Origin of the sequence: Kribbella sp. VKM Ac-2568 (assembly GCF_004345365.1) — a bacterium.
In the GTDB taxonomy this organism is placed as follows: Bacteria; Actinomycetota; Actinomycetes; order Propionibacteriales; family Kribbellaceae; genus Kribbella; species Kribbella orskensis.
Genome location: NZ_SLVF01000003.1, coordinates 402034 through 427458 on the forward strand (window position 1 = coordinate 402034; position 25425 = coordinate 427458).

A 25425-nucleotide genomic window follows, 5' to 3' on the forward strand; every position below is an offset into this window, starting at 1 on the left:
GCCCGCCGTCGCCTTCCACTCCAGGCCTCGACCATCGCGAACCGGCAGTACTGCGATGCGCGCCCTGCCGGACGTGATCAGCTCGGCAAAGCCTGCACGAAAGAGCGGAAGCGTTCGGCTGCCGGCGAGAGTTCCCCTCGCAACCGCCAGCTGAGGCCGATGTCACGGCGTGCGTCGACGCCCTCCAGGTTGACGGGAGTCGCGCCGCTGTCGGGATTCCGGACCGCGCCGGCCGGAAGGATGGCGACCCCAAGACCGGCCCCGACCAGGCGATCGATCGTCGTGAGGTCGGTCGACTCGAAGGCGACGTGCGGCGTGAAGCCGGCAGCCCGGCACAGATCGTCCGTGATGCGGCGAAACCCGAAGTCCGAGCGGACGGCAACGAAGGGTTCGTCGGCAGCCGCCGACAGGCTGACGCGTTCCGTCCCCGCCAACGGATGCCCAGCCGGCACGTAGAGACACAGCCGCTGGCGCTCGAGCAGACGCCAGCCGAACCTGTCCCGCGGCGGCCTCGGCCCGGTGATGGCCAGCTCGGCCTCCCCTGACTCCAGGTCGCGAACGATGTCGTGAGACGGCTCCTCCCGCAGCGCGAAGCGAACCCGGGGCGCGGTCGAGCGGAACGCCTTAAGCAGATCTGGCACCACCCCGGTGGCAACGGAGTGCAGGAAGGCGAGCCGCACCGTCCCGGCGTCAGGATCGAGCAGAGCGTCGATCCGCTGACGGGCGGTGTCGACCGCGGCTGTGCTCGCCCGAGCCGCCTCGAGTACGACCCGGCCGTAGGGATTGAGCCGCAGCCCTCGGTGCTCGCGCTCGAACAACCGGGCGCCGAAGGCGTCCTCGACCCGGCGGAGTGCTCGCGACAACGTCGGCTGGCTGGTCCCGAGCGTGGCGGCCGCATCCGTCAGGTGCTCGGTCTCCGCAAGCACCACGAACCACCGCAGGTCTTCGACATGCATACGGGAATCGTATCGATCACCGCCGATCCCGACATTTTACGTATGCCAGAACATCTGGCACCGTCGAACGCATGCAGACACTGCCGGAGGCGACAGCCGTGCAGACCGGCTACCGCCCAGGTGAGGCCGGCTACCGGAGGCTCTCGGTGGCTCTGTTCGCCGCAGGCCTGGCGACCTTCGCCATGCTCTACAGCACCCAGCCGCTCCTGCCCGAGCTGGCCCGCGTCTTCCAGGTCTCCCCCAGCCAGAGCGCCTTCAGTGTCTCCTTGGCCACACTCGGCCTGGGACTGGCATTGCTCGTCGCCGGCCCTGTCTCAGAGGTCCTCGGCCGCACCAAGCTGATGCGCTGGTCCGTGGGAGTAGCAGCAGCCATCGCTGTGCTCTGCACCCTCGCGCCTAACTGGACGACCCTCCTGGCACTGCGGGGTGTCCAGGGGATCGCACTGGCCGGACTGCCGGCTGTAGCCATGGCCTATCTCCGGGAAGAGGTCCACGCCGACAGCCACGCCCGAGCGAGTGGCCTCTACATCGCCGGAACCGCAGTGGGAGGTATGACCGGTCGCCTGGTGGCCGGCGGCCTCGCTGACCTGGGCGGCTGGCGTGCCGCGCTCGGTGGTATCGCCCTACTCGGCGTGATCTGCGCAGTACTCGTGGTCTTCCTCCTCCCGGACTCCCGGAACTTCATCCGGGCAACACCGAACCGGCAGACCATCAGAGTCCTCAAAGACCCCGCGCTGCTCGCCCTCTACGGCATAGCCGCCACAGCCATGGGCGCGTTCGTCGCCATCTACAACGCGACCGGCTTCCGGCTGGCGGGAGCGCCGTACGGGCTGGGGCCCGGGTTGGCAGGGCTCGTCTTCGCTGTCTATTTGGTGGGGTCGGCGTCCTCGGCGACGGCGGGTCGGCTGGCCGACAGCTTCGGCCGCCGCGCGGTCGTGCCCATCGGATGCCTGGTGACGCTGGCAGGCGTCGCGATCACTCTCGCCGAGCCGTTGTCCATCGTGATCCTCGGCCTCGCGGTGATGACGGCCGGCTTCTTCGCGGTCCACGGCGTAGCGAGTGGCTGGGTCGCGGTCCGCGCCCACGCGGGTGGCGGAGGTACCGGCCAGGCCGCGAGCCTCTACCTGTTCGCCTACTACCTCGGCTCCTCGGTCTTCGGCGGCCTCGCCGGTACTGCGTGGACGCACGCCGCCTGGCCGGGTGTAGCCGCAGAGGCGGGTGCCCTTCTCCTCGTCACCCTCGTCCTGGCTCTCCTGCTGCGCCGGGTTCCGAGCCGCGCGGCCGACAGCCCTTCCCACCGGGGTGCACCTTCCCAGCGAAGTGCTCGTTCCCAGCCGGGTGCGAAACTGGCCGGGTGACGAAAGCAACCGAAGCAGCGGACGCACTCGGCCTGGCCTACGAGGTCACCAAGCACGGCCGGGTGAACTCGCTCGAGGAGGCGGCGGCCGCCCGCGGGATCGAACCGGCCAAGCTGATCAAAACCATCGTCGTGCGGCTGGCCGACGACGACTACCGGTTCATCCTCGTCCCCGGCGACCGTGAGATCGCCTGGCCGAAGCTCCGCGCACTGCTCGGCGTCAACCGCATCTCGATGCCCGACGCCAACACCGCCCTCGACGTGACCGGCTACGTCCGCGGCACGATCACCCCGCTCGGCAGCACCAACGCCTGGCCGGTGATCGCCGACGAGCGCATCACCGGCACTATCTCGATCGGCGGCGGCGACCACGGCGTCGGCATGACCGTGGACGCCCCGTCCCTGACCAAGGCGCTCAACGCCACGGTCGCGGACGTCACCGAATAGCCACACTCAAACAAGCAGTCCTCGCTGTCCCGCCCGCAGGCCGGCCTGGAAGCGGGTGGTGGCATCGAGGGCCTTCAGGATTCGTTGCATTCGTCGCTCGACAGTCCGCTGCGCGACCCCGAGCCGGCGGCCGATCGCCTGGTCGGTCAAGCCTGCGGCCGCCAGTGCCAGCAACTGCTGGTCCTCGAAGCTCAAAGGACCCTCCGACGACGAAGGCGACAGCGAGGTCGCCTGCTGCCACAACAGCTCGAACAACCGCAGCAGTGCGTCCAACAGGCTCGACGGCCCGAGCTCGATCAGCTCCTGCCCGGTCTGCACCAACCCGGTACGCCGGTCCGCGACCACCAGCTTCAACGGCACACCACGGAGCATCCGGCAACGGGGACCCGCAGTACGGGCTGCTGCGATCTCCTCCGGCTCTACGAGTGAGGCCATGTCGTAGATCGTCCGATAGGTCACGCCGTAAGCCCGGCGAGGTTCGATCGGCAACACCACGAACGGCGGCTTGTCGAGCACCAGTACTTCGCTCTGCGCGGTCTGCTGAGCCTGGTAGAACCGCTGGGCCATCGCCTGCGGCCCACGGATCACGGTGAACGGCCCGGCCTCCCGCTTGGAACGGAACTCCTCTGTGAGTACCGCGGCGTTCAGCCGGGCCTGGACGATCCCCTCCTGCTTGCGCAGCGCCAGCAGCTCCACCGCAGCCTCGGGGACCGCCGGGGTGTACCGGGCCGGGCGTCCCGACGTACGGGAGGCCAGGCCCAGCGACAGGAGTGATCTCAGATGCCGGGTCACCCGTGCCGTGGCCCAGCCCGTGTCTGCGACCAGGTCGGTCGCGGTGGCTTCCGGCCGGGCCAGAAGCACCCGGTAGAGCTGCTCGTCCTCTGAGCAGACACCGAGTGCTTCCAGCACCGGAGCGGGGCGGTAGTTGTGCACGACCCGAGTCGCGATCAGGGCAAGGAGTGCACGTGGGAACCGACCTGGTTGGAGAACTGGTTCCCGTTCAGGGCGTCCCAGTTGGTCGACCAGGTCATCGCGCCGCGCAGCGTCGGCCAGGTGGTGCTCGGCTTGAAGCTGCCGCAGTTGGTGCCCTTGGTGAGGCAGTCCAGCGCGTTGTTGACGATCGCCGGCGACACGTAGCCGCTCCCGGCGCCACGGCTGGACGCCGGCAGACCGAGGCCGACCTGGTCCGGCCGGAGCCCGCCCTGCAGCATGATGCAGGCCTGCGCGGTGATGAAGTCGACCGTGCCCTGGGAGTACACCTGCCCGTTGCAGCCGTTCATCGAGCCGGAGTTGTAGTACTGCACGTTGACCACGGTCAGGATGTCCTTGATCGCCAGCGCCAACTTGAAGTACTCGAACGACGGGCTCTGCATGTCGATCGTCTGCGGCGCCATCGCGATCACCAGACCGCTGCCGAAGCTGCTCCGCAGGCTCTGCAGCGCCTGACCCATGTACTGCGCGTTGACGCCGTTCTCCAGGTCGATGTCGATCCCGTCGAACCCGTACTCACGCAGTACCGACAGGGCGCTGCTGGCGAAGTTGGCGGCGGCAGTGGCGTTGGCGACGCTGATCGTGCCGTTCTGGCCGCCGACGGACAGGATGACCTTCTTGCCGGCCGCCTTCTTGGCCGCGATGTCGGCCTTGAAGTCGGCGGCGGTGTAACCACCCAGCCGGCTCGACAGAGTCGGGTCGAGAGTGAAGGTGATCGCGCCCTGACGGCTCGGGTCGGCATCGGCGAAGGCGACCGCGATGAGGTCGTAGTCGGCCTGCACGTCCCGGATCCGCTGCACCGTCGCGCCGTTGTCGAAGTTCTGCCAGTAGCCGGTCAGGATGTGCTTCGGCAGGTTGCCCGGCGGCGGAGTGGTCGGGCCGCTGGAGGTGGTGCCGGACACCGTCGCGCCGTACGGGGAGCAGTTGCCGGCCGTGTCGCAGGCCCGCACTTTGAAGCTGTACGTCGTACTCGGGCTGAGGCCGGTCGCGGTCCAGCTGGTCACGTTGCCGACGTTCTGCGGCGCGTCGGAGCCGCGGACCACGTCGTACCGGGCGACGCCGTTCGCGTCCGAGGCGGCCGACCAGTTGAGCTGCAGCGAGTTGGAGGTCGGGCCACCTACGGTGAGACCGCCGGGTGTCGTCGGCGCCGTGGTGTCCGGCGGCGGCCCGCTCCCGCCCGGCCCGTCCAGTACTACGTCGTCCGCCTGGTATGCCGGGAGCCCGTACCAGCCGTGCAGGTAGATCGTCACGGTGCTGGCCGAGGCACTCGTGGTGAACGTGGTGGTCAGCTGGGCCCAGCCGGTGCTCGAGGTCCAGGTGCTCGTCCCGCCGTCGGCGCCGAGGTAGACGTTCGAGCCCTTCACCCAGGCCGACAGCGTGTACGTCGAGCTGGGGCGGACCGAGACGGACTGGCTGCAGCGGGCGTTGTCACTGGAGGTAGGGCTCCCCTGCAGCGCGTAGGTCCCGGTATGAGCCGAACCACTGACGGCGGCGCCGGATCCGGCCGAGCAGGACCAGCCGGCCGGCGAGCCGGTCTCGAAGGTCCCGTTGGAGACGAGGTTGGTCGCCGCCGAGCCGGCGCTGGGCACCAGCACCACGGCCGCGAGGGCGAGGACGAACGCGAGCAGGACGGGGATGACCGCGGAGTGGGGGCGGTGGATTCGCGGGTTCATGAGACACAAAGTGTGACCGAGCGACTACATTGTCAAGACCCTACATAAAGTGGGAACGCTCTCACGCTCAGGGAAAGTGAAAAATGCACAGCAATCTGACGTTCGTGGAGCTGGTGGGAGCCACAGAACGGCGGAAGAAGGCGCAGGTGTGCCCGAAGACGGGCACGACCTGGAGGAGGCACGACCTGGAGGAGGAAAGGCGACGGCCCCCGGCGGGGGGGTGACCGGGGGCCGTCTTCGGCCACGGGCTCGGGGGGAGGAGCCGGGGGCCGATCAGGAGGCGACAGTCTGCCACTGTCGAGAGGTATCTACCCCCCGATACCGGAAGTCACACATCTCAATTTAATTGCAAACTGAGTGCCTGACGGCCATGCGCCTAGACCCCGGTGAAGGGGCTTTCGGCCAGTGTCACTGTCACACTGCTCAACAGTCTAACGGGAGACCAGGCCACACGAAAGCCCGGGGCCCTCGGCGTTTCGCCGACCGACCTATGCTCGACCTCATGACGCCCCTGGGGACGCCGCGCGTGGCCGCCTTCTTCGACCTGGACAAGACCGTCATCGCGCGATCCAGCACCCTCGCCTTCTCCCGGCCGTTCTACGCCGGTGGGCTGATCAACCGGCGGACGGTGCTGCGCAGCGCCTACGCCCAGTTCGTCTACCTGCTCGGCGGCGCGGACCACGACCAGATGGAGCGGATGCGCGAGTACCTGTCCGCTATGTGCACAGGCTGGGACGTGCAGACGGTCCGCGCGATCGTCGCCGACACCCTGCACCACATCGTCGAGCCGATGATCTACGACGAGGCGGTGACGCTGATCGAGCAGCACCACGCGGCCGGCCGGGACGTGGTGATCGTGTCCTCATCCGGCTCCGAGGTGGTCGAGCCGATCGGCGAGATGCTCGGCGCCGACAAGGTGATCGCCACCCGGATGGTCGTTGCTGACGGCAAGTACACCGGCGAGATCGAGCAGTACGCCTACGGCCCGCACAAGGCGACCGCGATCACCGCGCTGGCGGCCGCGGAAGGCTATGACCTGAAGGGTTCCTACGCCTACTCCGACTCGATCACCGACGAGCCGATGCTGGCCGCGGTCGGTCATCCGTTCGCTGTGAACCCCGATCGCGCGTTGCGCCGGCTGGCGATCTCGCGCGACTGGCCGGTGCTCGACTTCACCAGACCAGTGGCGCTGGCCGAGCGCACCCGCTTCCACGAGGTCCGCCGGCCGGCCGTCGCGGCGACCGCTCTCGGCGCCGGACTGGCCGCCGCCGGAGTGCTCCTGTACGCCGCCCGCCGGCGCGCGCGACAGGACGAAAACTGAGGCCGCCTCCGTTCTTCTCGGCTTCATGAACGTCGCGCAAACCCTTCCCAGGAAGGGCTTGAGAGAGTACAAAGGAACCACAACGGACCTTCGGGTCCCGTAGAGATTGCACGGAATCCAGGTACCCACGCGGCGACCAGCCCATCCCAAACGGGCAGCGTGACCTCAGGCCTGGTCCTGAGGCGGCAGACAGGTGCACGCCTGGTAACCCGGGTGACGTGCGAGCAACGGCGCTCTCGTTCAGAGGGCGCCGTCGCATGTGCCAGGGCTTTGCTCGGACGTTGCGGACTCCCGTTGCTGCGTTAGTCGATTGCGTCACGGGCGGAAATGTTGAGCGGTGAACGTTCCGCTCCCAGCGCGACGACTTCACAACTGCGCAGTAGCCAGTCCCGGACACCGACCAGGCCGCGCCCGGCGTAGTCCCGCAGGCCTTGCGGATAACTACCGGCCAGTTCGAAGTGCCCCACCTCCGGCACCGTGACCGCGACCGGATCGATGCCCCGGGCAACCAAAAGAACGCGTTCCGCCGCACGGGCGACCAATCCGTTCGCGACCGGGAACGGGCGTAGTACGGCGAGTTCCGCGTGCACGATGGCGGCGACCACGATGCCCGGCGCTTTCGTCGGCTGGGTCAAGGCCTTGGCCAGACCGCTCAGGCGCTCCCACATCTCGTCCGCCGGCGGCGCCGGGGGAAGTCCCGGGATGTCGTCCGGTAGCGGTTCACGACTGGTCCGCAAGTGGCCCAACTGGTCCGGCGTGCCGAGTTCCACCGCCGCCAACTGGTGCAGTCTGGTCCAGACCTGTATCGGTGCCGTGTCCACCTGGGGCGCCAGGCTCATCAGTTCACTCGTCATCCGGACCGCGCCGACCGCGTGCGGGTCCGAGGCACCACGCCGTACCTCCTCCAGCGTCGCCGGGCTGCCGGCCAGGGCGGCGGAGGCGTGGGCGCCGCGGAGCAGGGCCTCCGCGGTCATGTCGGAGCCGACCTTGCGCAGGCCGCGGTCGCGGAGCAGCACGTCGACCGCGTCCCGGGCGGCCCGGGCCGCCGATGCGACCCCTTCGAGACCGGCCAGTGGTTCGAAGACGTCGGCAGGCGTTTGACTCATGACGGGCAGCCTAGTGTTTGCGGACGAGGCGGTGAGCCTCTGGAGCAGAGCCCTAGGATGCAGTCTCATGGCCGCCAGCACCGACTCCGCCGGGGTCCCGACATTCAGCATCGTGGTCCCGTGTCACAACTCACGGGCCTGGCTGCGACCGTGCCTGGCCTCGCTGCTGGGTCAGTCGTTCACCGACTTCGAGATCATCGGGGTGGACGACGCCAGTCCGGACGGCTGCGGCCGGATCCTGGACGAGTACGCCGCGGCCGATCCCCGGGTGCGGGTGCTGCACCTGAGCGAGAACGTCGGCCTCGGACTGGCCCGGAACGCCGGGCTCAAGGAATGCCGCGGCGACTACGTGCTGTTCCTGGACGCGGACGACCTCTACCTGCCCGGCTCGCTGGAGGCGATCGCCGCCCGGATCGAGGCGACCGGCCGGCCGGACATCGTGATGTTCGACTACGAGCGGATCTTCTGGGACGGCAAGGTGGTCCGCAACCAGCGGCACGACGCGTTCGCCCGGGAGGGTGAGGGCGTCTTCACCGCGATGGAGCGGCCGGTGTTCCTGACCTTCCTCGAGGTGGTCTGGAACAAGGCGTGCCGGCGCGACTTCCTCACGCTGCACGGCTTCGTCTTCACCGCCGGGTTCTACGAGGACGCGCCCTGGACCTACTCCACGATGCTGACCGCCGAGCGGATCGCGACGCTGGACCGGGTCGTCGTGCACTACCGGCAGCACCGGACCGGCGGGAACATCCATGCCACCCCGACCCGCCAGCAGTTCGACATCTTCGACCAGTACGACCGGGTGCACGCGTTCATCACGTCCGACCCGGACCTGGCCGGCTGGCGGCGGTTCGCCTTCGACCGGTCGCTGGACCACATCCTCGCCGTGCTCGCCAAGCCCGAGCGGATCGGCCCCGAGGACCGGGCCGAGTTCTTCCACGCCGCGGCCGCGTTCGCCAAGCGCTGGAAGCCCGAGGGGTACGTCGTCGACCGGACCCGCCGCGGTTTCCGGCGGTGGCAGCTCGTGCACGACGACTACGCGACGTACTGCACGCTGAAGTTCAGCGCCAAGGTGCTGAACGTGCCGAGTCCCCGCAAGGCCGTCGACAAACTGCTGCACCGGGGTGACCTGGATCCGAACCTGGCCCTGTACTGCGCGTACTGGTTCAAGCAATACGCCTGCAACCCGCGGGCGATCTACGAGAAGGCGGCCGAGCTGGCCCCGCAGCTCCGCGGGGTCTGGGTGATCGACGCCGACCACGTGGCCGCGATCCCGGAGGGTGTGGAGTACGTCGTGGCCGGCTCCCCGGCGTACGAGAAGCTGGTGGGGAGGGCGACGTACTTCATCAGCAACATGAACCTGCCGGAGGAACTGGAGAAGCGGGACGGGCAGATCCACATCCAGACGCAGCACGGCACGCCGCTGAAAACGATGGGCACCGACCTGAGGCACTACCCGATGGCGGCGAAGGACCTCGACCTCGAGGAGCTGATGCGCCAGGTCGACCGCTGGGACTACAACCTGTCCTCGAACCGGTACTCGTCGGAGATCTGGGAGCGCACCTACCCGGCGGAGTTCGAGGAGCTCGAGTACGGCTTCCCGCGCAACGACCGGCTGGTCAACGCGACCCTGGAGGACATCCGGGCGATCCGCGCGTCGTTCGGGTTCGACGACTCCCACCTGGTGGTGATGTACGCGCCGACCTTCCGCGACGGCGTCGACTCGGTCCGTACTCCGACCGGCCTGGTCGATCTCGGCGGCGACGGGATCCACCTGGACCTGGATCGGCTGGCTGCGGCGGCCGGGGACCACGGGCGGGTGCTGGTCCGGACGCACTACTCGCTGTCGAAGCACCCGACGGCGAAGTCCGACCGGGTGGTCGACGCGTCCGACTACCCGCGGGTCGAGGACCTGATGCTGGCGGCCGACGTGCTGATCTCGGACTACTCCTCGATCAGCTTCGACTACGCGAACCTGGACCGGCCGATCGTGCTGCTCGTCGACGACCTGGGCACCTACGACAACACCCGCGGCACGTATTTCGACATTACCGAGTTCCCGCCGGGGCTGGTCGCGAGGTCACCCGAGGAGTTGTTCGCGGCCGTGCAGACGGGAGCGTTCGCGAAGGCGGAGGCGGCCAAGCACCGGCAGTTGTTCCGGGAGAAGTTCTGCGAGTTCGACGACGGGCGCGCGGCCGAACGCGTGGTCCGCCGGGTCTTCCTCGGCGAGACAGACCTGCCGCCGATCGTCCCGCTCGCCGACCGGCACCCGGCACCCTCACCGCATCAGCTGTAGAAAGCAGCGCTTGCAGAGAACGATTGGGTTGCCGGGCAAGACGATCGGTCGTGCATAATGGGCGCATGTCGACGAGCCCGGTGATCGTGAGCGCCTTGCGCGATCGCTCCGGCCTGCGACGACGAAGCACTGTCTGAACACCTCAGCCTGTTCCAGTGTTTCGTTCTAAGGACCCTTGTCATGTCCGCTGTTCTGCCTGTCCTTGCCTTCCGGCTGTCCACCGCCGTCGCTGATGCCTTCGGCACGCAGTACGGCGGGCTCGATCCCGAGTTGCGGGCGGCGACCAAACCCGAGTTCGGCCACTTCCAGACCAACCTCGCGCTGCGGCTCGCCAAGTCGCTCGGGCAACCGCCGCGCGCGATCGCCGAGCAACTCGTCGCTGCACTGGACCTGGGCGACCTCTGCGAGCCGCCGTCCATCGCCGGCCCGGGCTTCGTCAACCTGACACTGCTGCCTGCCGTGCTGGCGGCCGGCGTGAACGAGCCCGAGCGGTTCCCGTCGAGCGGCAAGCGGGTGGTCGTCGACTACTCGCAGCCCAACGTGGCCAAGCAGATGCACGTCGGCCACCTGCGGTCGACCGTCATCGGCGACGCCCTGTGCAACGTACTGCGGTACGTCGGGGACGAGGTGATCCGGCAGAACCACGTCGGCGACTGGGGCACCCAGTTCGGCATGCTGGTCGAGCAGGTCCTGTTCGAGGGCCTGGTGGTGGAGTCCCTCGACATCGCGGGGCTGCAACTGCTCTACCAACGGGGCCGGAAGCATTTCGATGCCGACAGCAACTTCGCGGACCAGTCGCGGGCCCGGGTGGTGCTGCTGCAGTCCGGTGATCCGCTCACACTGGAGATCTGGCGGCAGATGGTCGAGGTCTCGCTGATCGAGTTCGACCGGATCTACGCCAAGCTCGGGTCGCCGCTGACCCGGTCTGACGTGGTCGGCGAGAGTGCTTACAACGACCAATTGCCAGGGATCGTGGCCGATCTCGCGGCCGCCGGGCTGCTGACGGAGTCCGGCGGCGCACAGTGCGCGTTCCTGCCGGGATTCACCGGCCGGGACGGCTCTCCGCTGCCGGTGATCGTGCAGAAGTCCGACGGCGGCTTCGGTTACAGCGCGACGGATCTCGCGGCCGTCCGGCACCGGGTCGCCGACCTGCACGCCGACCGCATCATCTACGTGGTCGACCATCGGCAGGGTCTGCACTTCCAGCAGATTTTCGCACTCTGCCGGGCGGCCGGATGGCTGCCGGAGACAACACCGGCCGAACATGTCGCGTTCGGGACCGTGCTCGGCAAGGACGGGAAACCTTTCAAGACAAGAGATGGCGACACCGTCCGGCTCGCCTCGCTGCTCGACGGCGCGGTCAACCGGGCGCGCGCACTCCTGGATGAGCGGGACGCTCCGATGAGCGACTTGACCCGCGCTGAGGTCGCCGAGGCGGTCGGGGTCGGCGCGATCAAGTACGCGGACCTCTCGAACGACCGGATCAACGACTACGTCTTCGACCTGGACCGGATGGTCGCCATGACCGGCAACACCGGGCCATACCTGCAGTACGCGCACGCCCGGCTGACGCGGATCCTCGCCAAGACGGATGAGACCCCGGGGATCGTGACTGTCCTCGAGGAGCCGGCCGAGCAGCGGCTGGCGTTGCTTCTGGCCGGCTTCGGCGACAGCGTCGTACAGGTGGCTGAGACGTTGCAGCCGCATCGGCTGTGCACCTATCTGTACGAGGTTGCCAGTGCGTTGTCGGCGTTCTACGAGACGTGTCCGGTGCTGACCAGTGCGGGTGAGGTGCGGACCAGCCGGATCGCGTTGTGCGCCGCGACCCGGCGGGTGTTGCAGGATGGTCTGGGGCTGCTCGGCATCGCGGCACCCGACGCCATGTGACCAAGAAGCTCTGTCTACGGAGGTAGCCGATGTTGCCCTGGTCCGCTGATCTCGCCGGCCGTTTCGACCAGCAGGTGTTCGACAGCGCGCTGCTGCGGGGCAACCCGCTCGGCGATCCGCACGAGCGGCCGGTGCTGGTCTACCTTCCGCCCGGGTACGACGAGTCGGACCGGCGGTACCCCGCGATCTACGTGGCGATGGGGTACACCGGTCACCTCGGCATGTGGTTCAACCGGAGCCCGTTCCGGCAGCCGTACCCGGAGTTGCTGGACGCGTTGTTCGCCGAGGGTGACGTGCCGCCGGCGATCGTGGTGTTCGTCGACGCGTGGACCAGGTTCGGCGGCAGCCAGTACCTCGACTCCCCCGGGACCGGGCAGTACCACTCGTACCTGTGCGACGAGATCGTGCCGTGGGTCGACTCGCAGTACCGGACGATCGCGGACCGGGATCACCGGGCCATCACGGGCAAGTCGAGCGGCGGGTATGCCGCGATGGTGACGCCGCTGCTCCGGCCAGACGTGTTCGGCGCGCTCGCGACCCATGCCGGTGACGCCTTGTTCGGCGTCTGCTACCAGCCCGAGTTCCCCGTCCGTGCCCGAGAGCTGCGCGACTTGTACGACGGGTCGTACGAGAAGTTCTTCGCCAGCTTCGAGAGCCGGGCGGGGCAGACCACGAGCCAGGACCTGCACCTGCTGGAGATGTACGGGTACTCCGCGGCGTATTCGTCCGAGCTGGACGGCACCGTGCTGCTCCCGTACGACGAGCTGGGCCAGCTGATCCCCGAGGTGTGGGAGCGCTGGATGAGCCGGGATCCGGTGGCGATGGTGGAGCAGCCGCCGTACGCGGAGGCCTTGCGGTCGATGCGCGCCGTGTGGATCGACGCGGGCAGGCAGGACGAGTACTTCCTCGACCTCGGGGCGACCGCGTTCCACCGGGCCGCGCTGGACGTCGGCGTACCGGAGGAGCGGCTGCACTTCGAGTTGTTCGAGGGGAAGCACGGCGGGATCGAGTACCGCTACCCGCTCGCTGTCGAGTGGCTCTGCCGCCAGCTCGGCTGATCGGCCTGCCCGGCTAATTGGGATGCCTGGCGGCGGTTCCCGCTCTACCGTTGCCGACATGGGCACTTTCGAGGGGTGGCCGGCCGGCATCGAGGCGCGGCCGATCGACAAAGCGGACGCGGGGGCGTGGGCCGAACTGCTGGCGGCCAAGGAGAAGGTCGACCAGGAAGGCGAGAACTACGACGCCGACGACCTGGTCGAGGAGCTCAGCGATCCGAAGCTGGACGCCGAGAAGGACACCATCGGACTCTGGGCCGACGGCACCATGGTCGGGTACGGAGCGGTGCGGTGGCGGGCGAACGTGATCGACGTCGACCGGGTCGGGACCGAGGGGACCGTGCATCCCGAGTGGCGTGGCCGTGGACTCGGGGCGGCGCTGCTGCCCTGGATCATCCGCCGGGCCGGCGAGGTGCACGCCGAGCGGCATCCGGAGGTCGACGGTGAGATCAACACCGGCGCGATCAGCACGAACGTCGGCGCCCACGACCTGCTGACCTCGCACGGCTTCGAGGAGTGCCGGTACTTCTTCCACATGCAGCGCACCTTCGACGCTCCTGTCCCCGAGGTGACCGTGCCGGAGGGCTTGAAGGTGGTGGCGTACGACCCGTCGTACGACCAAAGGCTGATGGATGCCCACAACGAGGCGTTCATGGACCACTGGGGATCGACGCCGAAGGACGAGGAGACCTGGAAGGTGTGGTTCACCGGGTCGCGCGCATTCCGGGGCGATGTCTGCCGCCTGGTCGTCGACGGCGACAAGATCGTCGCGTACGCCCTCGGCTACGAGTACGTCGCGGACACCGAGGCGACGGGTATCCGCGAGATCTACGTCGGCCAGGTCGGCACGCTCCGGTCCCACCGGGGTCGCGGACTCGCCCGGCTGGCGCTGGCTGAGCTGATGACCGAGTCCCAGCGGACCGGATACCAGCGAGCCTCGCTGGGCGTGGACGCCGACAACCCGACCGGCGCGCTCGGTCTCTACGAACGGCTCGGCTTCACCCAGGTCAGCAAGACCATCTCGTACCGCCTGCCGCTGAACTGACCTGCCGGCAACAGCTCAACCGAGCAGCGGGCCCAGCCGACAAGCCGACCTCAACCGAGCAGGCGGCCGAGTTCGGCGACGAGGTCGCGGGCCCGCGCGATCTCGTCACCGGCCGGTGGTTCCTCAGCGGGGCGCGCGCCGGCCGGGTCGAGCGACAGCAGTTCGGCGCCCTCGGTGACGTCGATGTCGAAGACGACCTTGTCGGCGCGGTGCCAGGTGGTGAACCACTCCAGCGGGTTGCCGTGCTGGTCGCCGGTCTCTCCCTCGAGCAGCAGCAACGGTGCCCCCGGCGGGACCTCGAGGGCGACGGCCAGCCGCTCGTCCGCCGCGACGGCCCGCACCTGCCTGCGGCCGCTGACCGCCCGCAGACCGAACTTGGTACTGAGCAGCTTGTGCAGCGAAGCGTCGGTCAGCTCGGCTGCCGTCAGGTCGGGCACCCGCGCCCGGGGCAGCCAGGTCCGAACGTAAGACAGCGGTTCGCCGTCGATCGATCGCAACCGTTCCAGCCGCAGGGTCTCGCGGGTGCGCAGGTACGCCTGCGCCTCCGGCGGCGGCACTTCGCGTTCGATGGCGTCGATCCGCGTGCTCAGCCGCCGGCCGGTGCGAGCGAACTGGTCGAACATGCCGGTCGCCCGCTGCACCAACCGGCGGTGCTCCGGCTGCGGCGCGACGATGCTCGGCCGGCCCTGGTGCCGGTGGACGAGGCCGTCCTCGGCGAGCCGGGCGATTGCCTGCCGCACCACGCTGCGGGAGACGCCGAACCGCTGCTGGAGATCGGACTCGCTGGGCAGCGCCGCGCCCGGAGGCAGGTCGTGGCCCAGGATCTCCCGCCGCAGCGACTCGACGATCTGCAGATAGAGCGGCGCCGCGGCGGATCGGTCGAGGTCAGAGCTTTCGGCGTTCACGGCGTCAGACTAGTTAGTGGCGGTAGCCTCGTCGGCTTGGCGGGCGGTTTCCCAGACCGCGGACCAGCCAGGGGCCAGTTCTGCGGCGCGGCGGGTGGCGAGCACCAGGCTGGCCTCGCGGGCGATGCCCTGGCCCGCGATGTCGAACGCCGTACCGTGATCGACCGACACCCGGACGACCGGCAGGCCGACGGTGATGTTCACCCCCTCGTCGCCGTACACCGCCTTGAACGGCGCGTGGCCCTGGTCGTGGTAGCAGACGATCACCAGGTTCCACTTGCCGTTCACCGCCTGCGGGATCAGCGCGTCGGCGGGCAGCGGGCCATGGGCGTTCAGGCCGGCCGCGCGAGCCGCTTCGACCGCGGGCGCCAGGATGTCGGCGTCCTCGTCACCGAAGATGCGGTTCTCCCCCGCGTGCGGGTTGAGTCCGGCGACGCCGATCCGCTCGTCCGGCCGGCCGAGGGCGCGGGCGAACGAACCGACCAGCCGCAGCACGTTGTCGGTGCGCTCCCGGGTCACGTTCTCGATCGCCTGCCGCAGCGACACGTGGGTGGTGAGGTGGAAGAAGTACAGGTCTCCCGCCGACAGCACGAGACTGAAGTTGCGGACCCCGAACTCGTGCGCCAGCAGTTCGGTGTGTCCCGGCCAGGGGTGGCCACCCGCGTGCATCGCGGCCTTGTTCAGCGGCGCGGTGACAATGCCGTCGACAAGGCCGTCCCGGGCCAGGGCGCAGGCACGGATGACGAACCGGGCGGCGCCGTCGCCGGCTGCCGGGCTGATCTCTCCCCAGGGCACGTCGCCGAGTGAGGGCCCGTCCTGGATCAGCTCGATGGTGCCCGGCTCATTGCGCGCTTCGGCCGGGCTGTCGATGACCCGGACCAGGCCGGGGTCCCCACCGACCACCTCGACCCCGCGCCGGACCGCGTCGGCGTCACCGATCACGACCGGACGGCAGATCTCGCGGAGCTCGTCATGCCCGAGCAGGGTGCGGGCGGTGGTCTCCGGGCCGATGCCGGCGGCGTCGCCGATCGTCAGTGCCAGGGTGGGGATGGTCATGCACGGCTCCTTCGGGGATCGAGAGGGCTGGATCGAACGGCCTCGGCCGCGCGGATCAGGATGTCGTCGGTGCCGAAACCGCCGGCCTTGGTCGCGACCGGCAGACCTGCGTCCGGACCACCGGTGAGGTAGCCGAGCGGGACGCCGTCAGCGACCTCGCCGCTCAGCCGGATGCCGGTTGCGGACAAGGCGGTGAGCACCGCCAGCGCTCCGTCACCGCCTGCCAGGACGAGCCCGGCAGGACGGAGGGTGCTCACCAGCCGGGAAGCGAGCTCACCCAGCCGGTCGGCAACCACGGATGGGGCAGCGGTCGCGCCTTCGGCGGCCGGGCCCATCAGCACCAGTACTCCGAAGTCGTCCACGGCCGCGTCGGACACGATCGAGCGGACGAAGTCCTCCCAGGCACCGGCGTCGCACAAGGTGGCCGCATCCGGTTGGATCCGGCGGGCGCCAGCCGCGGCGAGCAGTTCGGCCTGACCACGGGAGGCGTCATGCAGAGAGCTCACCACGACCAGGACAGGACCCCTGGGCAACGGCCGCCACCGGCGCGCGAGGTGAGCCGCCAGCCCGGCCGACCCGACCGCGACCGCCTGGTTGCCTAGAGCAAGCACCGCGCGGGCCACCCGATCCAGGTCGGCCTCGTCCCGCGCATCCACCACCAGGACTGGACCGTGTCCGCGCAGAGAGGCGGCCAGTTCCGCGTCGTCCGCTCGAGGATCGAGCTCGACCAGCGGTGCGTCGAGGAGCGTCGGGACATGACTCTCCCGGACCGGCGTGACCGGGTCGCGGCCGACCGCGGTCTGTGCCACCGGTACGCCGTGCACGAGCAGGATCCCGTCGACCATGGTGCGGCCGACCGCCGGGAACGCCGGGCAGACCACGGCGACGACGTCACCCCCACGCGCCGCGACCACCGCGTCCGTCATCGCCCGGACCGGCCCACGCAGCGTGGAGTCGATCTTGAGGTAGACCGCTGCTCCGCCTTCGTCGAAAATCACCTTGTCGAGCGCAGTCCGGACGGCGTCCGCAGCTGCGGCCGGCTCGAGGGCCCGCGAGTCGGTGGTGATGGCAACGACCTCGGCCTCGCTCGGCCCACCGGGCCCGACCTGCAGTTCAGCCGTCCAACCGGCCCGATCGAACTGGCCCGCCGTATCGGCCGCCCCCGTGAGGTCGTCAGCCAGGACGACGACCCGAGAGGTCATGCGACACCTTCTTCGACCAGCGGGCGTGGAGTGGATGCTTGCAGTCCACCTTCGCGCCGCAACACGAACGCCGCAACTGTGGGCGCCAGCAGTGCGGTGACGAGCACGGCGGCGGCCACCTGGGCGATCGCCGAGTCGAGGTACGGCTCGAACGAGGAGTCTGCCGCGACCACGATCGCCGGAGTCGCTACCGCGTTGCCGGCCGTTGTTCCGGCAGCGAACCCGATACCGGACTTCGGGCCGCGCTTCAGGATGAAGCGGTACGCCAGGTACAGCAGGCCGCCGGTGAACAGCACCACTCCCGCGCCGATGAACAGTCCGGCAAAACCACCGGTGGCGATGTCCTTGATGTTGATCCCGGCACCGAGGGCGAAGGCGAAGAACGGGATCACGATGTTCGGCACCGGCTCGACCGCCTTGCGCCAGTCCTGGTCGACGTTGCCGACGAGCACCCCGAGCAGGAAGGGCACGACCGCCGCGACCAGCGTGATCAGCGGGACGTCGCCGAGCCCGGAGGCGCCGATGAACAGCAGCACCAGGAACGGGCCGTCGTCGAACGCGCTGGCGATGTACGCCCCGCGGTCGCGCTCATCGCCGTACTGGCCGGCGAACGCCAGCCACAGGCCACCGTTGCTGTTCGCGAAGCAGGTGATCAGCGCGAGGATCGAGATACCCCAGAAGCCGTCGATCCCTACCTGGGTGCCGAGCAGCACGACCAGTCCGGCCGGGATCAGGGTCTTGAACACCAGGACCACGACGGTGTGGCTGGCGACGCCTGCAGCGCCGGACCGGATGTCCACCTGGGTGCCGGTGGCGAAGATCAGCAGCGCGATCAGCGGCAGCGCGCCATCGCTGAACAGGGCGGTGGTGAAACTCCCGATCTCCAGCGTGCCCGGGGCGAACGTCCCGATCAGCGACCCGAGGATCAGCGGGATGAGCATCAGTCCGCCCGGGATCCGCTGCATGGTGGCGAACATCGGGAAGCGTGTCTTTCTGGTGCCGTTCACGCGGCATCTCCTCGTCTCGACGCCCCCCGGCGTAACTTGTACGGACAACTTGTCCGCACAGGATTACACGGCGATTTCACCGCTGTAAACCCCCTCCGCGCGAAATGAGACGGCTGAGACGCGCGGCCTCACCAGACGCGTCGAACCCCCCGCCACCTGATGACGGGGGGTTCGTGACGGCGGCTCGGCGAGGTCAGCCGATGGACTCCACCGGGATCTCCGGCTCGACCACCGGGGCAGTGGCGGGCGCTGGGCGCTTGGCCCACGGGCGGACGCCGAGGACGATCACCGCGAGGGTCAGCGCGGCGTAGATCGCCGAGCCGATGAACGCGGCGTGCACGCCGTCGGTCAGCACCTCACGAGCGTGCTCGACCGGGTTCGCGGCGGACGCCGTCGAGTTGCGGCTCGCAGTACCGAAGATGGTGACCAGGATGCCGAGGCCGAGGGCGCCTCCGACCTGCTGCAGCACGTTGAGCATGCCCGAGGCGGCACCCGCGTCCTCCGGCTGGACGCCGGCGAGCGCACGACCGGTCAGCGGGATGAAGATCATCCCGGCGCCCAGGCCGAACAGCAGTAGCGGGCCGACCACTCCACTGAGGTAGCTGGTGTCGATCGTGGCGCGGGTCAACCAGAGCATGCCGAGCAGCACCGAGATCGAGCCGGTGATCATCAGCCGGCCACCGTCGATCCGGCCCAGCAGCCGCGGTACCACCCGCGACGAGGTGAACAGCAGACCCGTCAGCGGCAGGAAGGCCAGACCCGCGGCCAGCGGGCTGAAGCCGAGCACGCCCTGCATGTACTGGGTCAGGAAGAAGAACATCCCGAACATCGTCCCGACCACCAGCAGCATGGTCAGGTACGCCGCGACGCGGTCCCGGTTGCCGAACAACCGCAGCGGCACGATCGGGTGGCTCACCCGGCGCTCGATCAGCACGAACGCCACCAGCAGGACCAGGCCCGCCGCGAAGGCGCCGAGCACCTCGGGCGACGTCCAGCCGACCTCGGCGACGCGGATGAAACCGTAGACGAGCGAGGTGATGCCCAGCGTGGAGGTGAGCGCGCCGGCGACGTCGAACTTGCCGGTCTCGGGCGGCGTCTCGCTCAGTACCTGCCGGGCGGCCAGTACCAGGCCGATGCCGATCGGCACGTTGATGAACAGGCCCCAGCGCCAGGACACCCAGTCGGTGAGCATGCCGCCGACCACCAGGCCGACGCTCGCACCACCGGACGAGACCAGGCTGTAGAGACCCAGTGCCTTCAGCCGCTCCGGACCTTCCTTGAAGGTGAGCATCAGCAGGGTCAGCGCGGCCGGAGCCGCGATCGCGCCGCCGATGCCCTGCAGGACGCGGGCGCCGAGCAGAAGTTCGGCGGACGGGGCGAGACCACCGAGCAGCGAGGCCGCGGTGAACACGCTCACGCCGGTGATGAAGACCCGGCGACGGCCGAGCAGGTCACCGGCCCGCGCGCCGAGCAGCAGGAGACCTCCGAAAGCGAGGGCATAGGCGTTCTGCACCCAGGACAGGCTGGACGGACTGAAGTCGAGCGCGTGCTGGATCTTGGGCATCGCGATGTTCACCACGGTGCCGTCGAGGATGACCATCAACTGGGTGATCAGGATGACTGCGAGGACTACTCCCGGCCGCCGCGCGGGCGTGCCGGTGTCGGCGCCGGACGGCGCCGCGGATGTTGCCGCCATAGTGTGACTTGCTCCTTACCCCTAAGGGGCTAGAGTGGAATCAGAATGAAGTGGAGCGCTCCTCCGGATACGATACGGAGGCTACCTCCGCTTTTTCAAGCGATTTTCAGGATGACTTTCCGTGACGGCTGCGAGGAGGCCGGAATGATGTCGACACCGTTGCCGACCACGCGGCCGGCCCGCGCCGACGCGCGGCGGAACTACGACCTGCTGGTGTCGGCCGCGCGAGAGGCGTTCGCCGAGCACGGGACGGATACCTCGCTCGAGGAGATCGCCCGCCGGGCGGGTGTCGGCATCGGCACGCTGTACCGGCGCTTCCCGAACCGGACCGCCCTGCTCGAGGCGGTCTACGTGGACGAGATCCAGTCCGTCTGCGATCGCGCCTACGGTTACGCCGAGAAGCTCGGGCCGTACGACGCGCTCGCGGCCTGGCTGCGCAGCTTCGTCGGCTACAGCATCTCGAAGAAGAGCCTGGCCGGTGAGCTGACAGTTGCTCTGGGCAAGGACTCCGAGTTTTTCACCGCCTGCAAGGTGAATGTGCGCGAGGCTGGTGAGCTGCTGCTGAACGCGGCCAAGAAAGAGGGCACGGTCCGCGAGGAGCTGCAGCTGATGGACATCCTGCGGCTGGTCGGCGGTATCACCATGGGCCGCGACATGGACCGCGACCAGGCCGAGCGCCTGCTCGAGATCGTCCTCGCCGGCCTGAAGCCGACCGCCGACGAGTCGCCTAGTCCAGCTTGATCGGGATGAGGGCGTCCAGGAACGGGGCGGTGGCGTCCTTCTCGGTGTAGACCAGCTGGTCCTTCGGCAGCGGCCACGGGACGGCGATCTCCGGGTCGAACAGGTTCAGCGCGATGCGCTCCGAGTCCGGCGTCCAGTGCGCGTTCAGCAGGTAGGTGTAGATCGTGTGCGGCTCGAGCGTGCAGAAGGCGTGCCCGCAGCCGCGCGGCAGGTAGACCCCTTGGGCCGGCGTCAGCTCGAACGTCTCCAGCCGCCCGAAGCCCGGGCCTTCGCGCAGGTCGACGATCGCGCTGAACAGCCGTCCGGCGGCCGGGGAGATGTACCGGTCCCAGGGTTCGGCGTGGATGCCGCGGGTGATGCCGACGTCGGCGGTGTAGGCGATGTTGTTCTGGACGAACTCCACCGCCGGCAGCCCGAGCTGCTCCAGCTTCGCCCGCTGGAAGCTCTCCTTGAACCAGCCGTCGCCGTCCTCGATTACCTCGAGCTCGAAATGCAGCAGGCCCGGGATCGTGGTCTCGCTGAGCTGCGGTCCGGTCACGGCCGCCAACCCTAGCGGGCCTTGCGGCCATCTCCGCGCGGGTCTGGCGGCACCCGGACTAGCGGGGAACCTGGCGGCGGGTTTCGAGGTGGGCCAGGTCGGCTGCGGTCAGGCCCGCGGCCCAGCCGGCGCCATTGGTGATCCTGGTCCGCCGGACCACCGTGTCCGGGAACAGCTTCGTGAACAATGCGTCCACCTGCTCCTCCCGCTTGCTCAGCACAGGCAGCAATCGCCCCGCGTCCACCTCCGGTACGGCGGCCTGCGTGGCCTCCGTGGTCCTCTGCAGCCGCTCGCCGATCCGCTGGGCATAGGCCATCAGGAACGACTGCCGGAACGAGCGCGTGCGGGACTCGCCGCGATGACCAACGTGCTTCCCTGCCTCCAGCATGGCCCGACTCGCCTGTACCAGCAGGGAAGTCGCGAGCAGTTCGGTCAGCTGGAGGTCCAGCTCGGCGCCGACGATCGTGACCACGGCGAGCTGCTCCATCGAGACAGTGCGGCATCGGTTCGCGCTCGCCACAGCGCCGACCAGTTGCGCTTTCGCCGACACATAAGGGGTTTCCACCCAGATCCGCCGCGCACCCGAATCGTCCGGGAGATCCAGCTCGGGATCCGCGTCCACCAGGGCCCGGTCGAGCGAGAACTTCGCCATCAACTCCTGGGCCTTCGCGGACAGCGCCTCCGCCTCCTCGGGGAAGTCGGTCCCCTCGGCCTTCGCGAGCAACGCCCGGATCCGCGCCAGCACCTTCCCACTCGACGCCGGCACTGCGGACGCGGCGCGCGCCGACACCGGAGTACCGGGGAGTGGGAACAGGCGGGCTAGACCTGGGAGGGTCTGGAGGAATCCGGCCAAGGCTAGGGTGGTGTGCAGGGCGAGGTAGCGGCCGAGTCGCTGGTCCGCGGCCCAACCGGTCAGGTCCAGCGCCGACTCCGGTCGTTTCACCCCGAGATCGGCCAACTGGTCCAGCCAGCGCGGGTCGATCGCCGAGTCGGGGTAGGCCCGGTGCTCGGAAGCGATCACCGCCAGCAGCAGCGGTTCGACGCCCGGCTCGAGCTTGCGGCGCGCGTGCTGGACCACATCGGCCGGGGTCCAACCGCGCTCCCAGGCCGAGCGGATCAACCCGTGCAGGAAAATGTGCAGGCAGCGATCCACCTGAGCCTGGTCGCGCTCGTCATACCCGCCGAGGCGCGCCAGATAGCCGTCGGCGCGACCGTCGTCGAGCGCGACGGCGGCTGCGGCGGACGGCAGCATCTGCAGGATCTCCTGATCGCTCACCCGGCAAAGTCTGACATCCGGACCCAACCCACCGCCCGCCGCAACCTCAGTCCTGTGGATAACGGTCGATCGGGAGCCCGAAAGCAGGGAACAGCGCCGGCTGGTGGAACGCCAGGACGGACGCCACCCCCGCCTTGGTGAGGGTGAGCACCTGCAGGGAGTGACCGTGGAATCCTCCGTCGCGCCCGCGGGCGTACATCGCGAAAGCGGGCTGCCCGTTCGCCGCCGTCTCCACCAGGATCCGCTTCCCCTCCCCCGGCGGAAGCTTCACCTCGAGCAACCGCAGGACATCCACCCGGCCGCTGAACCAGGTCGGGATCGGTGGCATCTCCCACCGGGTGTCCTGAGTCAGCAGCCCTTCCAGCGCGACCAGATCCGCCTGCTCGAAGGCTTTGGCGTACTGGTCGAGCAGCGCACGGCGTACGGGCTCGTCCGGTTCGCTGAAATCGTCCTCGGCGGGTGAGAGTCGGGCAAGCTCTGTACGCGCCCGCTGGAGCGAGCTGTTCACGGCAGCGGTCGTCGTCTCCAGCAGCCCGGCAACCTCAGACGCCTGCCAGGCGAGGACATCCCGCAGGATCAGTACTGCGCGCTGCCGCGGCGGCAGGTGCTGCAGCGCGGCCACCATCGCCAGCCGAAGGCTCTGCCGGGTCCCGACCACGGCAGCCGGGTCCAGCAGGTCCGGGAACGGTTCGAGCCAGCTGACCTCGAGCGCCTGTGTCTCGATCTCGTCAGGGTCGTTGCCGGGAGCACCTAGCGCGGACGGGACCAGCCGGCGACTGCTGTGCTGCAAGGCGTTCAGGCAGACCCTGGTGGCGATCCGGTAGAGCCAGGTCCGGACCGACGACCGCTGCTCGAAGTCCGCGAACCCCCGCCAAGCGCGCAGGTATGTCTCCTGCACGGCGTCCTCGGCGTCGTGCAGCGAGCCGAGCATCCGGTAGCAGTGCGCGACCAGCTCACCGCGGTACTGCGCGAACTCGTCCTCCAGGTTCATCCCAGCTCCTCGACCGGCTCCTGCCGGGTGACCACCGACTCGGTACTGCGCCGTCCGGTACTGCGCCGCGCGCTGATCCCGAGTCCGGCTGCAGCCCCGACCAACGACAGTACGCCGCACACAGCCAGGGCTCGGGTGAATCCCGTACTGAACGACTCGTAGCCACCGGCGGCGGCGAACACGGCTGCCAGCACGGCCACTCCGACGACGCCTCCGAGCTGACGCATCATGCTGTAGATGCCTGAGGCGATCCCGACGGCCTCACGCGGCAGTGCACCGATGCTGGCGCTCTGCGTTGCCGGCATCGCCATGGACACGCCGCAACCGGCTACTACCAGCGGCAGCACGAGGTCGGAGTACTGGACTGTGTTCTTGCTGACTTCGCTGATCCAGAACATCCCGACTGCTTGCAGAGCCAGTCCCGCCACGACGAACGGGCGCTCGCCCAAGCGGTCGACCAGTCGGCCTGCAATGGGTGCGACGAGGAAGAGGGTCGCTGTCCAGGGCAGGAGCTGCAAGCCGGCCTTGAGAGGGCCCGAGCCGAAGGTGACCTGCATGTACTGGGCCAGGAAGAACACCGCGCCGAACAACGCGGCAGTGAGGAAGAAGCCGGCGCTGTTACCGGCCGAGAAGGGCCTGGAGCGGAAGAACTCCAGCGGAACCATCGGGTGCTCCGACCGGGCCTCCCAGACCAGGAATCCCACCAGCAGAAGGACTCCCAGGGTGAACGAGGCGAGCACCTCCGGGCTGGTCCAGCCCGCGACGGCGCCGCGGACGACGCCCCAGACGAGGCCGAGTACCGCCAGGGTGATCAGGGTGGCGCCGCCCAGATCGAGCCGGCGGGCGACACCTCTGCTCTCGGGGATGCGACGGAGTACGAACGGGATGGCGAGGACGCCGACCGGCACGTTGATCCAGAAGATCCACTGCCAGGCGAGGCCTTCCGTGACCGCGCCCCCGACCATCGGGCCGCCGAGGACCGCGAGGCCCGTGACGCCGCTGAAGATGCCGATCGCCCAACCGCGTCGCTCGGGTGGGAACGCCGCGCCGAGCAGGCCCATCGCCAGCGGCATCACAACGGCAGCGCCGATGCCCTGGACAGTGCGGGCTGCGATCAGCCACGGCACCGAGGTGGCGAGCGCGCAGCCGACCGACGCGATCGAGAAGAGCGCGAGGCCGGCCGCGAACGTCCGCCGCCGTCCCCAGCGGTCACCGATCGCGGCCGCCGTCATCAGCAACATCGCGAAGCTGAGGCTGTACGCGTTCACCGTCCACTCGAGCTGCTCGATCGACGCGTCGAGGTCCTGCCGGATCGTGGTCAAGGCGGCCGCCACCACCAGCACGTCGAGCGCGACCATCACCGAACCGAGCGAGGTCAACGCCAGTACCCAGCGCTGCTCGGTGGTCGTTCTTTCCTTCATCAGTGGTCCTCCAGAGATTTCGCTGTCACTGGTACTGACAGCGGCGGAGGACGGAACTCATCGCTGCGATGAGTTCCGGTGCCGGTCGCGGTCTGAAGAAGTGAGAGCACTTCCTTCGGAGGAGAACCATGAACGCAGCAGTGATCCGCTACCGGACCAAGCCGGAAGCCGCCGACGAGAACCAGCGGCTGATCGAGAGCGTCTTCGGCGAACTGGCCCTGAAGACCCCACCCGGCCTCACCTACACCGCCTTCCGCCTGGCCGACGGTGTCACCTTCGTCCACGTCGTCAACGGCGAGGGCGTCTCCGACCTGGCCGCCTTCCAGGAGTTCCAGCGCACCTTGCCCGACCGCCTCGAGATCGCCCCCGCCCGCGAGGAGGCCACCGTCGTCGGCACGTACATCGCCGAGGTGCTCGTCTAAGGTACGGTTCAAAAGTAGTCATAGCGGTTGCGGCGACTGG

The 25425-nt window shown here is 69.0% G+C and carries 22 protein-coding genes; 9 read left to right on the top strand and 13 right to left on the bottom strand.

Annotation, left to right across the window (positions count from 1 at the left end):
- Positions 1-77 precede the first annotated feature (77 nt).
- Positions 78-956 (bottom strand): LysR family transcriptional regulator, encoded by an 879-nt coding sequence (locus tag EV648_RS09330; RefSeq protein WP_132287724.1) that lies wholly within the window; start codon positions 954-956, stop codon positions 78-80.
- A gap of 71 nt (positions 957-1027) precedes the next feature.
- Between EV648_RS09330 and EV648_RS09335 the strand changes: the two genes are divergently transcribed.
- A complete protein-coding gene (locus tag EV648_RS09335) occupies positions 1028-2314 on the top strand; it encodes an MFS transporter (protein WP_241994995.1) in 1287 nt (428 codons plus the stop codon).
- The gene (locus EV648_RS09340) at positions 2311-2760 is read left to right on the top strand and encodes an aminoacyl-tRNA deacylase (protein ID WP_132287727.1); all 450 of its coding nucleotides are present in this window, start codon (positions 2311-2313) and stop codon (positions 2758-2760) included. Before EV648_RS09335 ends, EV648_RS09340 begins: the two co-directional genes overlap by 4 nt.
- A gap of 6 nt (positions 2761-2766) precedes the next feature.
- Here the strand turns inward: EV648_RS09340 and EV648_RS09345 are convergent, their stop codons facing one another.
- Both EV648_RS09345 and EV648_RS09350 read right to left on the bottom strand, forming a co-directional pair.
- Positions 2767-3693, bottom strand: coding sequence for a helix-turn-helix domain-containing protein (locus tag EV648_RS09345; protein ID WP_132287730.1), 927 nt, complete (start codon positions 3691-3693; stop codon positions 2767-2769).
- A 14-nt stretch (positions 3694-3707) separates the two neighbouring features.
- Positions 3708-5423: a chitinase gene (locus EV648_RS09350; protein ID WP_132287733.1), complete on the bottom strand. Its 1716-nt coding sequence runs from the start codon at positions 5421-5423 to the stop codon at positions 3708-3710.
- Positions 5424-5913: 490 nt separating this feature from the next.
- On the opposite strand from EV648_RS09350, the gene EV648_RS09355 reads away from it, so the two are divergent.
- Positions 5914-6744, top strand: coding sequence for an HAD family phosphatase (locus EV648_RS09355; RefSeq protein WP_132287736.1), 831 nt, complete (start codon positions 5914-5916; stop codon positions 6742-6744).
- A gap of 302 nt (positions 6745-7046) precedes the next feature.
- On the opposite strand, the gene EV648_RS09360 is transcribed toward EV648_RS09355, so the two are convergent.
- Complete coding sequence (locus EV648_RS09360; protein WP_132287739.1) at positions 7047-7850, bottom strand: Fic family protein; 804 nt, start codon at positions 7848-7850, stop codon at positions 7047-7049.
- Between the two features lie 67 nt (positions 7851-7917).
- Here EV648_RS09360 and EV648_RS09365 point away from each other — a divergent pair, with 67 nt between their 5' ends.
- From EV648_RS09365 to EV648_RS09380, 4 genes are all read left to right on the top strand, one after another.
- The gene (locus EV648_RS09365; RefSeq protein WP_132287742.1) at positions 7918-10143 is read left to right on the top strand and encodes a bifunctional glycosyltransferase family 2 protein/CDP-glycerol:glycerophosphate glycerophosphotransferase; all 2226 of its coding nucleotides are present in this window, start codon (positions 7918-7920) and stop codon (positions 10141-10143) included.
- 180 nt (positions 10144-10323) lie between these two features.
- Positions 10324-12030 (top strand): arginine--tRNA ligase, encoded by a 1707-nt coding sequence (argS, locus tag EV648_RS09370; RefSeq protein ID WP_132287745.1) that lies wholly within the window; start codon positions 10324-10326, stop codon positions 12028-12030.
- Positions 12031-12059: 29 nt separating this feature from the next.
- Positions 12060-13088: an esterase family protein gene (locus tag EV648_RS09375; protein ID WP_132287748.1), complete on the top strand. Its 1029-nt coding sequence runs from the start codon at positions 12060-12062 to the stop codon at positions 13086-13088.
- 58 nt (positions 13089-13146) lie between these two features.
- Entirely contained in the window at positions 13147-14130 is a 984-nt protein-coding gene (locus tag EV648_RS09380) for a GNAT family N-acetyltransferase (RefSeq protein ID WP_132287751.1), read from the top strand.
- Positions 14131-14180: 50 nt separating this feature from the next.
- Here the strand turns inward: EV648_RS09380 and EV648_RS09385 are convergent, their stop codons facing one another.
- The 5 genes from EV648_RS09385 to EV648_RS09405 all read right to left on the bottom strand — a co-directional run bounded on the left by EV648_RS09385 (position 14181) and on the right by EV648_RS09405 (position 19996).
- On the bottom strand, positions 14181-15035 hold the full coding sequence (locus EV648_RS09385) for a GntR family transcriptional regulator (protein ID WP_132287754.1): 855 nt from the start codon (positions 15033-15035) through the stop codon (positions 14181-14183).
- Positions 15036-15044: 9 nt separating this feature from the next.
- The gene (gene pdxA / locus EV648_RS09390) at positions 15045-16091 is read right to left on the bottom strand and encodes a 4-hydroxythreonine-4-phosphate dehydrogenase PdxA (RefSeq protein ID WP_132287757.1); all 1047 of its coding nucleotides are present in this window, start codon (positions 16089-16091) and stop codon (positions 15045-15047) included.
- On the bottom strand, positions 16088-17293 hold the full coding sequence (locus EV648_RS09395) for a four-carbon acid sugar kinase family protein (protein WP_132287760.1): 1206 nt from the start codon (positions 17291-17293) through the stop codon (positions 16088-16090). The genes pdxA and EV648_RS09395 overlap by 4 nt, the downstream gene beginning before the upstream one ends.
- Positions 17290-18300 carry a 2-keto-3-deoxygluconate permease gene (locus EV648_RS09400; protein ID WP_132287763.1) on the bottom strand — a complete coding sequence of 337 codons (1011 nt, stop codon included), beginning with the start codon at positions 18298-18300 and terminating at the stop codon, positions 17290-17292. The genes EV648_RS09395 and EV648_RS09400 overlap by 4 nt, the downstream gene beginning before the upstream one ends.
- Before the next feature lie 193 nt (positions 18301-18493).
- A complete protein-coding gene (locus EV648_RS09405; protein ID WP_132287766.1) occupies positions 18494-19996 on the bottom strand; it encodes an MFS transporter in 1503 nt (500 codons plus the stop codon).
- A 144-nt stretch (positions 19997-20140) separates the two neighbouring features.
- Between EV648_RS09405 and EV648_RS09410 the strand changes: the two genes are divergently transcribed.
- Positions 20141-20737, top strand: coding sequence for a TetR/AcrR family transcriptional regulator (locus EV648_RS09410; protein ID WP_241994997.1), 597 nt, complete (start codon positions 20141-20143; stop codon positions 20735-20737).
- Here EV648_RS09410 and EV648_RS09415 read toward each other — a convergent pair.
- The 4 genes from EV648_RS09415 to EV648_RS09430 are packed head-to-tail and all read right to left on the bottom strand — an operon-like array spanning position 20724 to position 24963.
- Positions 20724-21275 carry a dTDP-4-dehydrorhamnose 3,5-epimerase family protein gene (locus tag EV648_RS09415; protein ID WP_132287769.1) on the bottom strand — a complete coding sequence of 184 codons (552 nt, stop codon included), beginning with the start codon at positions 21273-21275 and terminating at the stop codon, positions 20724-20726. The genes EV648_RS09410 and EV648_RS09415 overlap by 14 nt on opposite strands.
- 58 nt (positions 21276-21333) lie before the next feature.
- Positions 21334-22551, bottom strand: a complete 1218-nt coding sequence (locus EV648_RS09420) for a DUF2786 domain-containing protein (RefSeq protein WP_241994998.1) — start codon at positions 22549-22551, stop codon at positions 21334-21336.
- A gap of 46 nt (positions 22552-22597) precedes the next feature.
- Positions 22598-23542, bottom strand: coding sequence for a sigma-70 family RNA polymerase sigma factor (locus tag EV648_RS09425; RefSeq protein WP_132287772.1), 945 nt, complete (start codon positions 23540-23542; stop codon positions 22598-22600).
- On the bottom strand, positions 23539-24963 hold the full coding sequence (locus tag EV648_RS09430) for an MFS transporter (RefSeq protein ID WP_132287775.1): 1425 nt from the start codon (positions 24961-24963) through the stop codon (positions 23539-23541). Before EV648_RS09430 ends, EV648_RS09425 begins: the two co-directional genes overlap by 4 nt.
- A gap of 128 nt (positions 24964-25091) precedes the next feature.
- Here EV648_RS09430 and EV648_RS09435 point away from each other — a divergent pair, with 128 nt between their 5' ends.
- On the top strand, positions 25092-25385 hold the full coding sequence (locus EV648_RS09435; RefSeq protein WP_132287778.1) for a hypothetical protein: 294 nt from the start codon (positions 25092-25094) through the stop codon (positions 25383-25385).
- Positions 25386-25425 lie beyond the last annotated feature (40 nt).